The following is a 16,278-nucleotide window of genomic DNA, read 5'->3' as shown; positions in this document are numbered from 1 at the left end:
TTATGGTCTGTCCAACGCCGGGCAGGCTTTCTCGCCTTGCGAGCGCCGGGCGATCAGGCGGGAAATCGCCACCATCTGCGGCCGGTCGAGCCCGTCTTCCGGCTGCACCGACAAGGGATAGTCGCCCCACCAGTCGCCTGCCGCCCAGATCGCCCAGCCGGCCCAGACGTCGGGTCGCGCATTGAGATAGCCGGCCAGGCGCACAAGCCCGCGATAGCAATCGGGCCTTGCATGACCACCGAACTCGCCGAGAAAAGCCGCATTGCCGGTCTCCTCCAGCCACCGCGTCAGCCGCCCGATCGCGGTCATCGCATCGTCGACGCGGCTGCAGGCGGTTTTCGTGCCGGAAAAGTCCGCGTCCATATACTGATGCACATCGAACACGAACCGGTTGAGAGGATCGACGACGCCTGTCAGCACCTCGGCGTTCGAGCCGCCGGGCTGTTCGTCGAACCAATGCGACGCGCCGGTCCAGATCGTGCCGGGAACCATGACGAGATTGTCGGCGCCCGTCTCCCGGATCGCCGCAATCGCCGCGTTGACGGAAGGGAGCCAGTCGCGCGCAAAAATCCCCGTCGGCTCGTTCATCAGCAGGAAGACGACCTTCTCGCGGCCCTTGTAGCGAACTGCCAGCCGACGCCAGAAATCGGCGAAGGCGGAGGCTGGAACCGTGTCGCCTCCGACGAAGTCGCCCCGGTATCTTGCATAGTTGTGCGGGTCGAGGATGACGGTGAGACCCATATCCGCCGCCTCGGCGACCGTCTTGTCCAGGAAGGAGAATTCGCTGTCGGAAAGCGGCGCATCGAGCTTCGGCTGGAGGCGCTCCCAGCGAAACGGCAGGCGCACTGCGTTCATGCCCTTTGCGCGCAGATAGGAAAGCGTTGCCCGCGAGGGATAGATGTAGGTCTTGGCATGCACGCCCGGCAGGTCACCGAACTCGGCGCCTGCGACATTTGCCCCGCGCAGGCAGTCCGCACCCGCCTGCCTTGCCGACAGGGCAATGGCAAGCATCAGGACCGCCCCCAAAACGGCCCAGGTGCGATACGAGGCACGGGCGTCAGAGCCGCGCATGGGAGCTTCCCCCGCCTTGATCGAGCCCCGCGGGGTTCGAGGGTCGGCGGTCGCCATCGTCGCCGCGTCCACGCCAGACACCGAAGATTGCGGTGGCCATATTGTCAACCCGCCAGTTTCGCATCAGCCAGTGGCGCGACAGAAGGTGCACGATCACCAGCTGCGCCCAGCCGGCGATGGCGACGCCCTCAAGACCGAACTGCCGGCCGAGGAGGTAGAGCAGGCCGGCATACAGAACGAAAACGACGCTGCGCATGCGAAGAAGATACGATTCACCGCCGCCAATCATCGTCAGCCAGGTGCCAGGTCCGAAAAACGCATGACTGATAGCAGCCAGCGACAGAAGCACCAGCACATCGAAATGCTCAACGAAGGCGGGATCGAACATGTAGAGGATATAAGGCCCGACGAAATAGAGCATCACGCCGCCGACAGCCGCGAGTGCAAAGCTTCCGGCCGACAGCATCGCCACCAGTTTCTGCGCGCCGGGACGATCGTTTTCCTGAAACCTCGCCGAAATCAGCGGAATTCCGACCGTGTCGATCGCCAGAACGGGCAAGGTCAGCAACATCGCAATGCGGTAGGCCACGAAGTACAATGCGGCAACCTCGAGCCCGATGGTCACACCGATCAGAATTGTTTCCAGATACGAGGAGGCGGCGTTGAAAAAGCCGTTGGCGCTGAAGTTGAGCGTCTCCGCGTTCCAGCGCCGCCAGGGAATGTCGCGTGACCGCGCCGCTGAGCGGGACAGGAACCCCAGCCCCTCGTGCCGGACGAAGGATACCGCCTGATAGCCCACCATCAGGAACAACAGCCCGGTCACGATCTCGGTCGCGCCCGCGCCGCTCACGAGCAGGCCCGCGTAGGCGAGCGCCGGCAACGTGATCACCGATAAAAGCCGCCACAGGTTCTCGCGCGGCACGAGAGCCATCACGATCCGACCGTGAATGCGAAAGTAGTTTTGCAGGTATTCGCTCAAGGTGAAAACCGCACCGAACAAAAGCGCGATCGGCAAGGAATTGTAAGGCGCGGACAAACGGTCGGAGAAAATCCAGATCACCAGAGCCGCCAGGAGTTGAATGCCGATACCCAAGGCAAGCCAGAGCGCATTGGCAAACAGGAGTGCCTGATTGCTCTCGCCCGGCACATGGCCTTTCAGCCGGAAATGCTTCACCAGCAGCACCGGCTGCCCGAGGGCGAAGATCAGTCCGAGCGATGTGCCGACGGAAAACAGAAAGATGTAGAGACCGTATTCCGCCGTCTCCAGCGAGTGGCTGGCGGCGAAAAGAACGGCGAAGCTGAGAAGCGTGCTGCCGAAGCGGCTGAACAGCGACCAGAACAGACGCCTGAATCCCTTGCCGGCAACCAGCCTGCGGATGCGTTTCACAGCGCCACCTCATCACGCGGTGTGGCAGTACGACTTGCATGGCGATGCAGCGTGTCTTCAAGAAACGCGGTGTTGAGAGCGGCAATGCGGGGACGCAGATAGGTCTGCGCACTTTCAAGCGCCCCGCAAGACAGCCGCGCATAGAGGTCGGGGCTTTCCGCGAGTCGCGTCAGGTTGGCGGCAAGCGCCTCCGCGTCGCCCGGCGCAAACAGCAAGCCGTTGCGACCCGGCTCGACCGTTTCGGCGATGCCGCCGAGATCGGAGCCGATGACGGGAACCGCATAGGCGAAGGCCTCGACCGCAACCCGTCCAAAGGCCTCCCGTCCAGTGGAGGGAAACACCAGAACGTCGATTTCGGGAAAAAACGTTTGCTGATCGGTCCAGCCCCAGAAGCGGGTGTTGTGTTCGGGAAACTGCGCTCTCAGCTCCCGTTCGTCGGCCGGGGTCCCGGTGCCGGCCACATGGAACTCCATCTCGCGATCGCCAAGGATTAGCGCGGCGCGACCGAGAACGTCGAGCCCCTTGTACAGGGTGTGAACCCCCAAGAAGCCAACGCGCAATGCCCGGTTCGCCGGCGCGGCGCGCGGCGCGTCGACGGCGATTTTTTCGATTGCGCCGGGAATCTGGCGCGTCAGCGCATTCGGAAAATAGCCGCGGTCGACATGCCGGGCGATCACGTCGTTGGTTTCGCCGCATACGCCGTCGACGTAGCGGCTGAAATGCTTCTTGCCGAGCGATGACACCCAGCAGGTGGCGCACTGGCCTTCGCAGTTTCGGCTGCCCTTCTGCATCGAGCCACGCCAACACAGCAGAAAGACACTCCTCAAAGTGTGCGCAACCGGAACCCCCAAAGACCGCGCGGCCGCCCAGGAGGCGACGTTGATGTTCTCGATGCTGTCGGTCAAAAGGATGTCCGGGGCGAAGTCGCGGATCTCGCGACGCATGGCGGCGTAGGCACGCGGATTGCCATTTTCAAGCGCATGCCAGGCGAGTTTCTTCCAGGCCGGACGCGGCCGCCGGTAGTTCCAGTAGACGTTGGCCGGACGAATCCGGTGCACCTCGATGCCCTCGACCGTCTCGTGCTTCGCCGTATCCGCCATGTTCACCACGCGCAGATCATGCCCCTCTGCCAGCAGCATCTTCGCCAGCAGCAGAGCGGAAATCGGACCGCCCCCATCGATGAAGGGCGGGAAGGCGGCACAGGCCATAAGGACGCGCATGTGAACAATTGGCTTTCTTGCGGATCTGGGTCATGCAGGTACGATCATCCGGAAAATACCGGGTATTTCTTAACCTGCCGTGTTCCGGATCATCATCGCCGCCGCTTCGCGCGCCGCGTTTCGAAATCGGTCTAAACAGCGGGTTAAACGCGGAAACCCCACGCCAACGCTTCCGAGCATGGCCCGTCGGCGCCACAGGGTCATTCGAGCGTTGGCTTTTGGTTTACCATACGCGCAGGATCCGACCCGGCCAGAGGTCTTTCAACCGGATGTTCATGCCACCGGCTCCATGATCGGTCACCTCCGCACCTGTTTGATTCGCCAAAAGTGTGTCGATCCCGGTCCAGAAAAAAGGATGAAAGCCGATCCGCATGGCCCCGCTTACGACTGTCACTCCTGGACTGAGCCTCGCTGAACGTGCAAAACGCCGCGTCAAGACTGCGGGCTTGCGTCTCCTGCGCGCCAGTCGGCTGCCGGTCGCGATCGGGCGCATCTATGGCGGGCGCGGCGTGATCCTGATGTTTCACGATTTCACGCCAGACCCGCGAGCCGACCTCGACCAGGGCTGCCGCAGTGCCGACTTCGCGCGGATTCTCAACGATCTTGGCAAAAGCGGGCGCGACATCGTCACGATGGACGAAGCCCTGATCCGGCTGAGCGACCCCGGCGCGCGGCCCTTCGCGGTGCTGACGTTCGATGACGGCTACCGCTCCAACATCGACATCGCCTTGCCGATGCTGGAGCGCCATCGCGCGCCGGCAACGATCTTTGTTCCAACGGAAATGCTGACCCGCACGATCAACGCCTGGTGGCTCGGCCTCAAGCACCTGTTCCTCGACAATGACACCGTCGAGATCGAGCCGATGGGCGTTCGCTTTTCCTGTTCCGACCTTGCGAGCAAGACCGCCGGGCTGCGGCGTGCGACCGCCTGGGTCTGGGAGGACTTCCACAGGGCCGGGATGCTGGAAGCAACCTTTGCGAAACACCACGTTTCACTGCCCGATATCGTCGACGTGCGCGCGATCGGCGAAAGCGAAATGGTGGAGATCGACCGGCATCCGCTGATCGAGATCGGAGCGCACACGACAACCCACCGTGCCCTCACGCTGCTGGATGCCAACAGCGTCCACCATGATATTGTGGACAACAAGACCTATCTAGAAGACCGGCTGGGCCGGGAAGTCAGACATTTCGCCTATCCTTACGGGCCCCCTTCGATCAACGGGCACCGCGAGGCTGAGATCGTGCGGGCTGCCGGATTTCGCAGCGGCGTCACGACGACCGCCGGCTGCCTGTTTCCCGCCCATCTCGACGACCGGTTTCTCCTGCCCCGGCAAAACGGCGAATACACCGAGGACAGTGCGGCCTATACCGCCTGCGGCGTGAACGGCCTGTTTCGCGCCGTCGCGACCCGAGGCGGAAATCCTGTCGTGGTCGAAAGCGGACGTCCACATCTCGCGTCGACGGGAGCGCGCGGATGAAGCCGGCGGATACCGTTTCTCCCGAGCCCACGGGCGTCGCCGCGATACAGGGCGCGCGAACCATGCTCGACCCACCGCCGTTCCGCGATGCGGTGCTCGTGCATGTGGTGCGGCAGTACAAGCCGAGCGTCGGCGGGCTGGAGGATTTCGTTGCCAGCCTGGTGGCGCGTCAGCGCGGCCGGTTCCGGCGCATCCGCATCATCACCTGTGACCGCCTGTTTCGCGGCGACGGCACCAAGCTGGCCCGCCGCGAGATCATCGACGGCGCGGAAGTGGTTCGCCTGCCCTACTTCGGCTCGACGCGCTATCCTGTGTGCCTTGGCTTCCTGCGGGAACTCGCCGATGCCGACCTGGTGCATGTCCATGCCATCGATTTCTTCTTCGATGCGCTGGCGGCAACGCGCTGGCTGCACCGCAAGCCGTTGATCGCAACGACCCACGGCGGCTTCTTCCACAGCTCCAACTATCGCATGTTGAAGCGGATCTGGTTCCGCTCGATCACCTGGGCATCGGCGACGCGCTACGGCGCGCTCGCCTGCTGCAGCGAAAGCGACTACGAGCGCTTCGCCGGCGTCGCGCCCGACAAGGTCCGCCTGATCGAAAACGGTGTCGATATCGACAAGTTTGCCGGCGCAGGATCCCCCGCACCGGCAAAGTCGCTGATCACCATCGGCCGGCTGGCACACAACAAGCGCATCGACCTGCTGCTCGACACCATGGCCCGACTTGTTGCCGATGACCGCGAATGGCGGCTCGCCATCGTCGGCACGCCGTTCGACTGGAGCCGGGACGACATTGAGGCGATGATCGCAAGCCGCAATCTCGGCGACAATGTCGATCTGCATGTGGGGCCAAGCGACGGCGAGATGCGCATGCTTCTGGGCGGCGCAAGCCTCTTCGTCAGCGCCTCGCAATACGAAGGCTTCGGAATCGCGCTGATCGAGGCCATGAGTGCGGGCCTGTCGAGCGTGGTGGAGGGAAACGCCGCCTTCACCGCCTTCGCGCAAAAGCATGACGGCATCGCTCTGTGCGACTTCGACGATCCGCAGGGCGCGGCAAAAGCGATCGACGCGGCTTACGCGCGCATCACCGGCGATCCGGCAGCGGCACGCGAAACCTCGATTGCCCAGGCGCAAACCTATTCCTGGGATGCGACAGCGCTGCGCTACGAAGCACTGTACCGCGAGGTTCTCGGACGCTGACGAAACGGCGGCGGCGCCTCGGGCGCCTTCGATCTGGCGCGCTTGCCCGCGGCAAATCCCGCCCAGACATCCGTCGCCCCGACGCACAGCCACAACAGCGCCGCCGTCTTGATCGAGTAGATCGAGTTCGACACGACCATCAGCAGGCTGACATAGGTGATGACAAGCGCGCGGAACCGCCAGGCGTCGCTCGAGCGCACCGGCACGAAGACGAAGACCGTCCAGAGGACGATCACGCCGATGAGACCGAACTGGTGCAGCGTATAGGCATAGCCACTGTCGTCGAGAAACGTCTCAACACCTGAAACGCCGAACAGTCCCGGAAGGTCGAGCTTCAGGAAAAGGCGCGCAGAGTGGAACCAGCGCCCGCCGAGATTGTCGTCCCAGCCGACCTGGGTGGTGGAGAGGCCGTAAAGCACGAGCAGAAACGCCAGCATCGCCGGAACCAGCCACCACACGACGCGCGGCACGAAGCGATAGGCCAGGAACGCGCCGAAGAAGGCAAAACACACAAACAGGCCGAACCGGGCATCGCCCAGGATGATCACGGTCGCGGAGGCAGCGAACAGCAGTTTGCGCCGCGCCATGTCCTTGCGAAACAGCGCCCACATGCCGAGAAACGCGCCGAAGTTGCCCATCGACACCGGTTCCAGAAACACCGACGACACGCGGTGACTGCCGAGAAAGGGGAAAAAATTCCGTCCCTCGGGGCGAATGCCGCTGATGAAGAGATCGGACCCTTCATTAAAGTTGTCACCGGCCTGGATGGTTCCGCGCGCGATGTAATAGTCATTGATGTTGATGTTTGCGATGAAGACGTCGAGCAGGAAGTATTCAAACAGGCCGACCCCGATGACGATGGCGGCACAGGCCATCACAAGCTTGTCGACCGAGCGGATGTCGCGCACGCCACGACCGAGAAAGTAGAAACAGATCGGGATAAGCCCGTCACGGATCCCCTTCAGGTCGAGTTCTGCGCGCATCGCCAGAATCAGCGCCATATAGCTGAGATAGATCGTCAGCACGACATAAAGATCGACCCGCCGCTCCAGCGCCAGCATGAAACCCGTGCCGATCAGCAGGACTTCCACAAGCATCACATGGCTTGCGGAAATCCCCATCACCCGCGTGTTGACGAATGCCAGAAGGCAGTTGAACACCAGTGCTGCGATCACGATGGCGAAGACCGCCCGCAGCCACAGGTCATAGGTGTCGGGGCGCGTCGCGACGGACGAAAAGCCGCGCGGCAACGATGCGGCCCGCGATCCCGGAGCAGGATCAGGCTGCGAGCGCAACATTGCCGATCATCCTGTCCTGCCAGGGCTGCAACAGCGTCAGCGTCCTGTCGAGATCCTGTCGCGAGGTCCGCCCGAGGTTCGTGACGAGAAGGATCGCGTCGCATTGTCCGAGCAGCACCGGCAGATAGGGATTGGACAGGGCTGAGCCGCCGTCGATCAGAAGGAACTCGTCCTCGCCCGCGCCCGCGCCGATCTGGTCGCCTCCCGGCACATGGGCATGCCCGTCCAGACGCTCGACGGTGAAGGGTGCCGCGGCCACGCCGCTGCGCATCGGCGCGGGGCCGAAACCGTCCTCCTCGAGTGCGGGACCCGCGCGCCGGCGGCTGGACAAACGGGTGCGCTTCGCCTCCTGCATCTGCGCAGGAAGCATGTCCCGACGCGGCGCCGTCATCGCGACACCCGCATCGGTGCGCGCCAGCAGGACGTCTTCCCCCATATCATACAGGCCGCTGGCGATCGCACGCACCAGCGGCGACAGCGCACTTTCCAGGCCGGCGGAGACGACAAGAATGTTTGCCGGGCGCTCTTCGGCAAAGGCGTGGCGCAGCGCGTAGGCGATGCGGGCCACAGCAAGCTGGCGTTCGGCGGCACCGGTCGCCGGGTCCTCGCCCGGGACGAAGCGTGAAAAGCGACCGGACGTCCTGCCGGCACCGGGAGCGCTGAGCCTTGCGATGAGCGGTACGCCTGTGCGTTCGACCAGTTCCCGGTCGGAGCTGAGCTTTCCGTTGATCATCTCCCAGCCAACGCCGCCGGCTGCCGCAAGCGCGAAACCGAAGACGCCTGCCGCCGCCAGAACGATCAGGCCCGAGGGACCGTTCGCCTTCAGGGGCGCCACCGCGCGCGAAATGACCCGCGAGTTGCTGGTATCGATTTCCTGCTGCTCCTGCAGCTCGTTGGCCCGGCTCAGGAAGGAGTTGTAAACGGTCCCCAGAGACGAGGCTTCGTTTTCCAGTTGCCGCAAGCGGATCTGCGATCGGCTCTGGTCGACATTGCTCGAGGCGAGCCGGTCCGCCTCCCCTTCCAGCGCCGCGACATTGGCCAGCGCGCGCTGCAGATCGCTGTCGACAGAGCGGCGCACCCGCGACAGTTCATCGGCGATCAGGCGGCGGGTGTTGTCAAGCTGGGAGCGGAGCTCGCGCAACTGCGGATGGTTTGCGCCCAGAGTGGTTGCCGCCTGCGCCTCGCGTTCGGCGATGCGGGCGAACTGAACGCGCAACGACCCGAGCGTGGTGGTTTGCAGATTGGCCGGCAGGCCGCCCGCCTCGATGTCCGTCACGGTCAGGGTCTTGAGGAGTTCCGCGTTCGATTTCGCCCGCTCCAGTTCAACCCGCGCCTGGGTGAGCTGGGTGTTGGTCTCCTGAAGCTGCTGATCGACCACAAGGCCGCGCTGACCCGTGCTGATCAGTCCGTTTTCGGCCCGGAACGTCTCAACCGCCGCCTCGGCCGTCTCGACGCGCTCCTTCAGGTCCGCCGCCTGCGCCTGCAGCGCGACACTGGCCCGCAAGGTGGCGTCAGCCCGCGAGCGTCGCGCCTCGTCAAGATAGGCCCGCGCCGCCTCATTGGCGATCGCCGCGGCCGCGAAGCGATCCGGATGACGTGCGATAATATTGATGACAAAAGCTTTTTCCACACGAACCGCCTGCAGGCGTTTCTTCAATCCCGCGATCGCGGCCGCCTGGATATCCTCTTTTGTCGGTGTCGGGGCGCCACCGCCGAGCAGGCGGGAAAGCAGACCGCCACCGGGCAGTTGGGTGACAGCAGGATCGTCGACCAGGTCGAGGCGTTCGACGACATCCTCAAGCACCGCCTGCGAGAGGATCACATAGGTCTGGCTGTCGACGGCCAGCCGTTGCAACGCATCACCGCTGTCGCGGGCCAGAATGTCGTTGCCGACGATCTGCAGGCCGCGCGGTTCGATCAAAAGTTCGGCGCTGGTGCTGTATTCCGGCGTCTTGAGCGCGAGAAAGACCAATGCAAGCGTCATGAAGACAATCGGCAGCGCGATCAGCCACCCAATTCGTTTCCGCAGAATGCCGGGAATCTGATAGATATCGATCATGTTCGCGCGCCGCCTGGAAATCCGTTCGCGCCACCGTCTGGTCGGGGCCGAAAAGGGTTCGTCTCAGTCCAATCAATGACTGAACATGGTTAACAATTCGCAAGCCCGCTGATCCCGCGGCTCGGACAACCGGTGATCACGCTGTCATAAAATTCCTTGCGCGATTAGCACCTGGTTTGCACTTCGCGCCTAAGCTGCGACGAGCATCACGAGAGCGAGGATCATGAACAGCGAGCGTCCAACCGAACACGCGACGAAAACGCCGGCGCAGGTTCGCATCGGCCCGGTCGCTGTTGCCCGACTGTCGCGGCCTCAGGCCATCGAGCAATTGCTTGCCCGCGTCCCGGACGGTCCGCCGCTGCGCGTCGCCTTCGCCAATGCGCATGGACTGTTGCTGGCGATGGACAACCCGGAATTCGCGCAAACCCTTGAAGGTTTTCTCGTGCTCAATGACGGGATCGGCGCGGAAATCGGCGCAAAGCTTCTCACCGGCGAGGGCTTTCCCGGCAATCTCAACGGCACGGACTTTATTCCCGCCCTTCTCGCGGCCGCGCCGTCCAAGACACGCGTGTATCTTCTCGGCGCGAAGCCGGACATCGTCGCCCGTGCAGCGGAGCGATTCGCCCTCACGCATGAAAACATCGTCATCTGCGGTCACCGCGACGGCTATTTCAGCCCCGACGATCACGCGGAAATCGTCGCGGGCATCAACGCGGCCGCTCCCGATATCCTGTTGGTGGCGATGGGCAACCCGAAGCAGGAATACCTGATCGAGGCCCTGTCGCCCTCACTCGACGTGCCGCTTGCGCTCGGCGTCGGCGCGCTGTTCGATTTCACCGCCGGCGAAGTTACGCGCGCACCCGGCATTCTGCGCCGGCTCGGACTGGAATGGGTCTTCCGCTTTGCGCAGGAGCCCAAACGCCTCGGCGGTCGCTATACGCTCGGCATTGTCCGCTATCTGTTGAAGATCGGCGGCCTATGGCTCGGCGCAAAGCGCGCACGCGCCTGAAACCGGCCTTCAGTCCTCGCCGATGCGGCGCTCGAGCCAGGTCAGGACCTCCGTGACATCCAAGGCCGTTTCGCCGCCGGGCCCCGGCGGGCGGCGCACCATGATCACCGGAAGACCGAGACGCCGCGCCGCCTCGAGCTTGGCATAGCCCCAGGGGCCGCCGCTGTTCTTGGTGACCACATGGGTCACGCCATGGTCGCGAAACGCCGCGCATTCCATCTCCGGGTCCGAAGGGGGACGGCCAAGCACCAGCCGACCGGGCGGCAGCGGCTGATCGGGGGCGGGCGGATCGATCATTCGCATCAGGCAGTCAAGATCGCCGCGCGGCGCGAAAACGCCGATTTCCTTGCGCCCGATGGCCAGAAAGGGACGTGCTGCGAGGGGAAGCGCACTCGCCGCGCCGCACAGGTCGGCGACCTCATGCCAGTCGTCGCCCGCCTCCGGCGCCCACGGCAGCCGGTCGAGGCGCAGCAGAGCGACCCCGGTCCGGCGACAGGCGACGGCCGCGTTTTCAGACATCATCGCCGCGAAAGGGTGGGTGGCATCGACAACCGCATCAATTTCGCTTTCCGCGAGATAGACGGAAAGCCCATCGATTCCGCCAAATCCGCCAACCCGCGTTTCGGCGCCATAAACCTCGGGCCGCGCGACAACGCCGGCCAACGACACGATCACGGAATACCGTGCATCTTCGCAAAGCCGGGCGGCGAGCGCGCGCGCGTCGCCCGTTCCACCGAGAATCAGGAGACGCATCCACCCTCCCCCGGTGACGGTCGAGCGCTTTGGAACGGGACTTCGGCGACGATCCGTCCGGCGCGGTCGACGACGAGAACCTCCAGATCGACCGGCGCATCGCGCAGCACCTTGCGCACCGCCGCATGCGCCGCGCGCGCCACCGCGCCCGCGACATCAACGCCCTCGCGTTCGGCGCGGTCCAGTACTTCCTTGGCGGTGTTTGCGCCGCGTGCGGCCGCGACCAACTCCGGCGATGCCCCCTCGCCGTGCAGCACGTCAGCCAGCGCCTCGAAATCGACTTGGCTGCGCGCGGAATGAAGATCGAGCGCGCCCTGGGCCAGTTTCACCAGCTTGGCGAAGCCGCCGGCAAGCGTCAGGCGCGGCACGGGATGGGCCCGCAGATACTTGAGCAGGCCACCGGCAAAGTCGCCCATGTCGAGCAAGGCCATCTCCGGCAGGACCGGATGGCGCGCCTGCGCAGCCGTCTCCGACGTCGCGCCGGTGGCGCCGATGACATGGGTGATGCCCGCAGCACGAGCGACGTCGACGCCGCGATGGATGGAGGCGATCCAGGCCGCACAGGAAAACGGCCGCACGATCCCGGTGGTGCCCAGGATCGACAGCCCGCCGACGATCCCGAGCCTCGGGTTCATGGTCTTTTGCGCCAGTGCCTCGCCGCCGGGAATGGAGATTTCCACCTCGACATCGCCGCTGCCGCCGTGGGCCTCGGCGACCTCGGCGATGGCGGTTGCAATCATCTGGCGGGGGACGGGATTGATCGCCGGCTCGCCGGGGGGAATCGGCAGGCCCTCGCGGGTCACCGTTCCCACGCCCTCGCCGGCGCAAAACACCACGCCGCTGCCGGCCTGCGCGAGACGTACCCGCGCGATCACCAGCGCGCCGTGGGTGACGTCGGGATCATCGCCCGCATCCTTGACGATGGCCGCAAGCGCCGCGTCTCCCTCCAGCGTCTCACGGGCAAGCGCGAATGCGGGACGTTCGCCCTTGGGCAGGACGATCTCCACCGGATCGGGAAACGCACCGGTGAGCAACGCCTGATAGGCGGCCTTGGCGGCCGCCGTGGCGCAGGCGCCCGTGGTCCAACCCCGGCGCAGTTCGGTGGTATCCCTTGCGTTCATGCGCCGGACTATAGGGCGGGCCGCGATGAGCGTCACGGCAAAGGGTGCAAAGGTCGCGATTTCAATAGAAGCCGACGCAAGTTGACCTTGGCTCGGACGCCCACGCGTCGTAAAACCGAAGGGACATGAGCACGACGCCAAACGATCTCACAGACGGCCTTGATCCGTCCCGCCTCCGCCTTCCCGATTTCGAGGCCGGTTGGGTGTGGCTGGCCGGCGCAGGTCCCGGCGATCCCGGCCTCTTGACGCTGCATGTGCTGAACGGCCTGCGCCACGCCGACGTCATCGTCTATGACGCACTCGTCGACACCAGCATTCTCGACCTCGCCAAACCCGGCGCGATCATCGACTATGCCGGCAAGCGCGGCGGCAAGCCGAGCCCGAAGCAACGCGACATCTCGCTCAAGCTGATCGACTACGCCCGCGGCGGGCACCGCGTGCTGCGGCTGAAGGGCGGTGACCCGTTCGTCTTCGGACGCGGCGGCGAGGAAGCGCTGACGCTCGTGGGCGCCGGCGTACCGTTTCGCATCGTTCCCGGCGTCACCGCCGGCATCGGCGGGCTGGCCTATGCCGGCATTCCGGCGACGCACCGCGACACCAACCAGGCTGTGACCTTCCTCACCGGCCACGACCAGACGGGGCTTGCTCCGTCGGCGATCAACTGGGATGCAATCGCCAGGGGGTCCCCCGTGATCGTCATGTATATGGCGATGAAGCATTTGGCGCAGATCAGCCAGAACCTGCTCGACGCCGGACGGCGCGCCGACGAGCCGGTGGCAATCGTCTGCAACGGCACGCTCACCAACCAGCAGGTGCTGGAAACGACGCTCGGGCGCGCCGCCGAAGATGCCGCCAAGGCCACGCTGGAACCGCCGGCCATCGTCTGTGTCGGGGAGGTGGTGCGCCTGCGCGCGGGGCTCGACTGGCTCGGTGCGGCTCAGGGCCGCAGCCTCGACCCCGACCCGCTCAATCTCAGGCGAACGTCAGAAACCGGATGAGCCAGCCACGCGCCGCCGGTCTTCTGATCGCGGCGCCGAACTCCGGCGCCGGCAAGACCACCCTGACGCTCGCCTTGCTGCGCGCCCTGAAAACCGCGGGCGTCAATGTCGCCTCCGCCAAATCCGGCCCGGACTACATCGACCCGAGGTTCCACGAAGCCGCCAGCGGTCGAACTTGCGTCAATCTCGATGCCTGGGCGATGTCGGCCGACCATATCCGAGGGCTCGCGTCGCGTTTCGGCGAGGACGCGGAGCTTCTTCTCGTCGAGGGCGCCATGGGGCTGTTCGACGGCGCGTCCGATGGCAGCGGCTCGGCCGCCGACCTCGCCGCGATCCTGAACATTCCGGTCGTGCTCGTCGTCGACTGCGCGAAACAGGCGCAGTCCGTTGCAGCGCTCGTGCGCGGGTTTCGAGACCATCGCGCGGACATTTCCATTTCCGGCCTGATCCTCAACCGCATTGGCAGCCCCCGCCACGAGGCGATGCTGCGATCCGCACTTCGCCCACTCGGGATACCGGTGCTGGGCGCGGTGCCGCGCGATTCGGCCCTTGCGCTTCCCGAACGGCATCTGGGACTGGTGCAGGCGGACGAACACGCCGAACTCGGCGCTTTTCTGGACGCGGCCGCAACGATCTGCGCGCAACATATCGATCTGGACGGGCTGCGGGCGTTGTCCACTCCCGTCGCGGCAGCGCCAGGAGCCTCGCTCCTGCCGCCGCCCGGCCAGCGGATCGCCATTGCCAGCGACATCGCCTTCGCCTTTTGCTATCCGCACCTGCTTGGGAGTTGGCGCGCGGCGGGCGCGGAGCTGACGGTCTTCTCGCCGCTTGCCGACGAGGCCCCGGACGCGAGCGCCGATGCCGTCTATCTGCCCGGAGGCTATCCGGAGCTGCACGCCGGCCGGCTTGCCGCCGCCACGCGGTTTCTGGACGGCCTGCGCGCCGCCGCATCGCGCGGCGCGCTGGTCTACGGCGAGTGCGGCGGCTACATGACGCTCGGGCAGGGTCTGCGTGACGCCGATGGCACCCGCCATGCCATGGCGGGGCTCTTGCCGCTGGAGACGAGCTTCGCGACGCGCAAGCTGCAGCTGGGCTACCGGGTGCTGACGCCGACGTCCGACACGACCTTCGCCGGACCGCTCTCGGCCCATGAGTTCCACTATGCCTCGACCACCCGCGAAGGCGCGGCGGAGCGGTTGTTCTCTGCAGTGGACGCGACCGGGACGCAGCTTGCCGACATGGGGCTTAGGGTGGGCAACGTCATGGGGTCCTTCGCCCACATCATCGCCGCGCGATGACGACGTCTTGGCATGTCATCGCCGGGCGATGAGCGATCCTCAGGCGGCTTCCAGAACACAGAGCTTGCAGGAATAACCTTCCTTTTCGTGGTAGGCAGCGTCGCGAATCTCGCGCACGCGGACAAGCCCCTTCGCCTCCATCGCCTTCAGGTGGTCGGCGTAACCGTCCGGGCCCCAAACCTTTTCGTGAACGGTCACGACCACCGGCGCGCCGGGGCGCGCGATGCGTGCAAGCTCGTCCATGGCCAGCGGGCCGACATGGCCGCTGGTGAAGACGCCGACACTGACGACCCCGTCGTAGCTGTCCTTCGCCAGATCAAGCGGCTTGGTGAGATCGGCCTCGGAAAGCTTGCGATAGACGTTCTTCTGCGCGGCGCGCTCCAGCATTCCGGCGCTGAGATCGATGCCGTCGATCATAACACCGGATGTCTTTTGCCGGCTCAGCGCCTCTCCGACAAGCCCCGTTCCGCACCCTGCGTCGAGAATCATCGCCGCGCCGTCGAGCCGATCGGCGAGAACCTCGGCGGCCTGTTCGGGCGCGACGTAGCCCATGCCGTCAACCGTGTCGGCATCATAGCTTTGTGCCCAGTCGCGGTAGAGCGAGCGGATTTCCGTGGCGTTGCCATCCAGGGCATAGGCGCGTTTCAAGAGCGGGTTTTCCGGCTCCATGGCGTGTCTCTCCTTTGGCTGATTTGGTCCAGCCTAGGAAAAACGAACAGGGATTTCAAATCCTTGGGAAAGCGTCGTTCGCGATCAAACGGCTTCCAGCGTGCACAGATGGCAGAAAATGTCCTCGTTGGCATGATAGGGGCTGTGGCGGATTTCGCGCACACGGATGCGCCCGGCCGTTTCCAGATCGCGGATATGGACGTCGAAGCCGTCCGCCTCCCAGGCGGTGTCGCGCACCGTCAGAACGATGGGAGCGCCCGGTTTGGCGATGCGCACCAGTTCCTCGATGCCTTCCGGCCCGACATGGCCGTTTGTGTAGACGCCGGCGCTGACGATGCCGTCATAGGAATTGTCGGGAAAGGGAAGCGTCGCGGTCAGGTCACCGGGAACGAGCTGTCGATAGGCACCCGTCTTTGCCGCCTCGTCGAGCATGCCCTGCGTCAGGTCAATGCCGTCGATGCGAAGGGCGGCATTGCGGTTCTTCAGTTCCACCGCGACAAGACCGGTGCCGCAGCCCGCATCGAGGATTTCCGCGTCGCCGGAGACGAGCGGGGCGAGCGCCTCGGCCGTGACCACATGGCCGACATAGCCGATGGTGTCGGTCATGTCGTGGTCGTAGGCCTTTGCCCACTCGTCGTAGAACTCGGTGATCTTCCGCTTGTCGCCCCCGAGCGAGATGGCGCGCACAAGCAACGGATTTTCCGGCGACATG

The 16,278-nt window shown here is 65.0% G+C and carries 14 protein-coding genes; 5 read left to right on the top strand and 9 right to left on the bottom strand.

What is annotated here, in order from left to right; translation table 11 throughout:
• From BLU32_RS21130 to BLU32_RS21120, 3 genes are read right to left on the bottom strand one after another with little or no spacing between them, the layout of a single operon-like run.
• The gene (locus BLU32_RS21130) at nucleotides 1–1,071 is read right to left on the bottom strand and encodes a glycoside hydrolase family 5 protein (protein ID WP_093810247.1); all 1,071 of its coding nucleotides are present in this window, start codon (nucleotides 1,069–1,071) and stop codon (nucleotides 1–3) included.
• Nucleotides 1,058–2,458 (bottom strand): lipopolysaccharide biosynthesis protein, encoded by a 1,401-nt coding sequence (locus BLU32_RS21125; RefSeq protein WP_093810245.1) that lies wholly within the window; start codon nucleotides 2,456–2,458, stop codon nucleotides 1,058–1,060. Before BLU32_RS21125 ends, BLU32_RS21130 begins: the two co-directional genes overlap by 14 nt.
• Nucleotides 2,455–3,678 carry a glycosyltransferase gene (locus BLU32_RS21120; protein WP_093810243.1) on the bottom strand — a complete coding sequence of 408 codons (1,224 nt, stop codon included), beginning with the start codon at nucleotides 3,676–3,678 and terminating at the stop codon, nucleotides 2,455–2,457. The genes BLU32_RS21125 and BLU32_RS21120 overlap by 4 nt, the downstream gene beginning before the upstream one ends.
• Before the next feature lie 371 nt (nucleotides 3,679–4,049).
• Between BLU32_RS21120 and BLU32_RS21115 the strand changes: the two genes are divergently transcribed.
• Complete coding sequence (locus BLU32_RS21115; protein WP_093810241.1) at nucleotides 4,050–5,159, top strand: polysaccharide deacetylase family protein; 1,110 nt, start codon at nucleotides 4,050–4,052, stop codon at nucleotides 5,157–5,159.
• Nucleotides 5,156–6,361 (top strand): glycosyltransferase family 4 protein, encoded by a 1,206-nt coding sequence (locus BLU32_RS21110; protein ID WP_371326946.1) that lies wholly within the window; start codon nucleotides 5,156–5,158, stop codon nucleotides 6,359–6,361. Before BLU32_RS21115 ends, BLU32_RS21110 begins: the two co-directional genes overlap by 4 nt.
• On the opposite strand, the gene BLU32_RS21105 is transcribed toward BLU32_RS21110, so the two are convergent.
• Nucleotides 6,325–7,659, bottom strand: a complete 1,335-nt coding sequence (locus BLU32_RS21105; RefSeq protein WP_093810239.1) for a UDP-phosphate alpha N-acetylglucosaminyltransferase — start codon at nucleotides 7,657–7,659, stop codon at nucleotides 6,325–6,327. The genes BLU32_RS21110 and BLU32_RS21105 overlap by 37 nt on opposite strands.
• Nucleotides 7,640–9,718 (bottom strand): GumC family protein, encoded by a 2,079-nt coding sequence (locus tag BLU32_RS21100; RefSeq protein WP_093810237.1) that lies wholly within the window; start codon nucleotides 9,716–9,718, stop codon nucleotides 7,640–7,642. The genes BLU32_RS21105 and BLU32_RS21100 overlap by 20 nt, the downstream gene beginning before the upstream one ends.
• Before the next feature lie 223 nt (nucleotides 9,719–9,941).
• Here BLU32_RS21100 and BLU32_RS21095 point away from each other — a divergent pair, with 223 nt between their 5' ends.
• A complete protein-coding gene (locus BLU32_RS21095) occupies nucleotides 9,942–10,727 on the top strand; it encodes a WecB/TagA/CpsF family glycosyltransferase (protein ID WP_093810235.1) in 786 nt (261 codons plus the stop codon).
• A gap of 9 nt (nucleotides 10,728–10,736) precedes the next feature.
• Here the strand turns inward: BLU32_RS21095 and BLU32_RS21090 are convergent, their stop codons facing one another.
• Together BLU32_RS21090 and BLU32_RS21085 are read right to left on the bottom strand one after the other, a co-directional pair.
• Nucleotides 10,737–11,480, bottom strand: a complete 744-nt coding sequence (locus BLU32_RS21090; protein WP_093810233.1) for a cobalt-precorrin-6A reductase — start codon at nucleotides 11,478–11,480, stop codon at nucleotides 10,737–10,739.
• On the bottom strand, nucleotides 11,468–12,601 hold the full coding sequence (locus BLU32_RS21085; protein WP_093810231.1) for a cobalt-precorrin-5B (C(1))-methyltransferase: 1,134 nt from the start codon (nucleotides 12,599–12,601) through the stop codon (nucleotides 11,468–11,470). Before BLU32_RS21085 ends, BLU32_RS21090 begins: the two co-directional genes overlap by 13 nt.
• Nucleotides 12,602–12,726: 125 nt before the next feature.
• On the opposite strand from BLU32_RS21085, the gene cobA reads away from it, so the two are divergent.
• Complete coding sequence (cobA, locus tag BLU32_RS21080) at nucleotides 12,727–13,599, top strand: uroporphyrinogen-III C-methyltransferase (RefSeq protein WP_093810229.1); 873 nt, start codon at nucleotides 12,727–12,729, stop codon at nucleotides 13,597–13,599.
• Nucleotides 13,596–14,897 (top strand): cobyrinate a,c-diamide synthase, encoded by a 1,302-nt coding sequence (locus tag BLU32_RS21075; RefSeq protein WP_093810227.1) that lies wholly within the window; start codon nucleotides 13,596–13,598, stop codon nucleotides 14,895–14,897. The genes cobA and BLU32_RS21075 overlap by 4 nt, the downstream gene beginning before the upstream one ends.
• A gap of 39 nt (nucleotides 14,898–14,936) precedes the next feature.
• Here the strand turns inward: BLU32_RS21075 and BLU32_RS21070 are convergent, their stop codons facing one another.
• Entirely contained in the window at nucleotides 14,937–15,566 is a 630-nt protein-coding gene (locus BLU32_RS21070) for a class I SAM-dependent methyltransferase (protein ID WP_093810225.1), read from the bottom strand.
• Nucleotides 15,567–15,650: 84 nt separating this feature from the next.
• Nucleotides 15,651–16,277, bottom strand: coding sequence for a class I SAM-dependent methyltransferase (locus tag BLU32_RS21065; RefSeq protein ID WP_093810223.1), 627 nt, complete (start codon nucleotides 16,275–16,277; stop codon nucleotides 15,651–15,653).
• Nucleotide 16,278: the final 1 nt, after the last annotated feature.

The sequence above is a fragment of the Stappia sp. ES.058 genome, assembly GCF_900105595.1.
Classification (GTDB): domain Bacteria; phylum Pseudomonadota; class Alphaproteobacteria; order Rhizobiales; family Stappiaceae; genus Stappia.
Note: the sequence above shows the minus strand (reverse complement) of the source record. Positions and strands in the feature narration are given on the sequence as shown.

Bases quoted from the DNA above. Each gene is read 5' to 3' on its own strand.
- BLU32_RS21075 (WP_093810227.1), top strand. From the start codon at position 13,596: ATGAGCCAGCCACGCGCCGCCGGTCTTCTGATCGCGGCGCCGAACTCC.
- BLU32_RS21095 (WP_093810235.1), top strand. From the start codon at position 9,942: ATGAACAGCGAGCGTCCAACCGAACACGCGACGAAAACGCCGGCGCAG.
- BLU32_RS21065 (WP_093810223.1), bottom strand. From the start codon at position 16,277: ATGTCGCCGGAAAATCCGTTGCTTGTGCGCGCCATCTCGCTCGGGGGC.
- BLU32_RS21085 (WP_093810231.1), bottom strand. From the start codon at position 12,601: ATGAACGCAAGGGATACCACCGAACTGCGCCGGGGTTGGACCACGGGC.
- BLU32_RS21100 (WP_093810237.1), bottom strand. From the start codon at position 9,718: ATGATCGATATCTATCAGATTCCCGGCATTCTGCGGAAACGAATTGGG.
- cobA (WP_093810229.1), top strand. From the start codon at position 12,727: ATGAGCACGACGCCAAACGATCTCACAGACGGCCTTGATCCGTCCCGC.
- BLU32_RS21105 (WP_093810239.1), bottom strand. From the start codon at position 7,659: ATGTTGCGCTCGCAGCCTGATCCTGCTCCGGGATCGCGGGCCGCATCG.
- BLU32_RS21110 (WP_371326946.1), top strand. From the start codon at position 5,156: ATGAAGCCGGCGGATACCGTTTCTCCCGAGCCCACGGGCGTCGCCGCG.
- BLU32_RS21070 (WP_093810225.1), bottom strand. From the start codon at position 15,566: ATGGAGCCGGAAAACCCGCTCTTGAAACGCGCCTATGCCCTGGATGGC.
- BLU32_RS21120 (WP_093810243.1), bottom strand. From the start codon at position 3,678: ATGCGCGTCCTTATGGCCTGTGCCGCCTTCCCGCCCTTCATCGATGGG.
- BLU32_RS21130 (WP_093810247.1), bottom strand. From the start codon at position 1,071: ATGCGCGGCTCTGACGCCCGTGCCTCGTATCGCACCTGGGCCGTTTTG.
- BLU32_RS21115 (WP_093810241.1), top strand. From the start codon at position 4,050: ATGGCCCCGCTTACGACTGTCACTCCTGGACTGAGCCTCGCTGAACGT.
- BLU32_RS21090 (WP_093810233.1), bottom strand. From the start codon at position 11,480: ATGCGTCTCCTGATTCTCGGTGGAACGGGCGACGCGCGCGCGCTCGCC.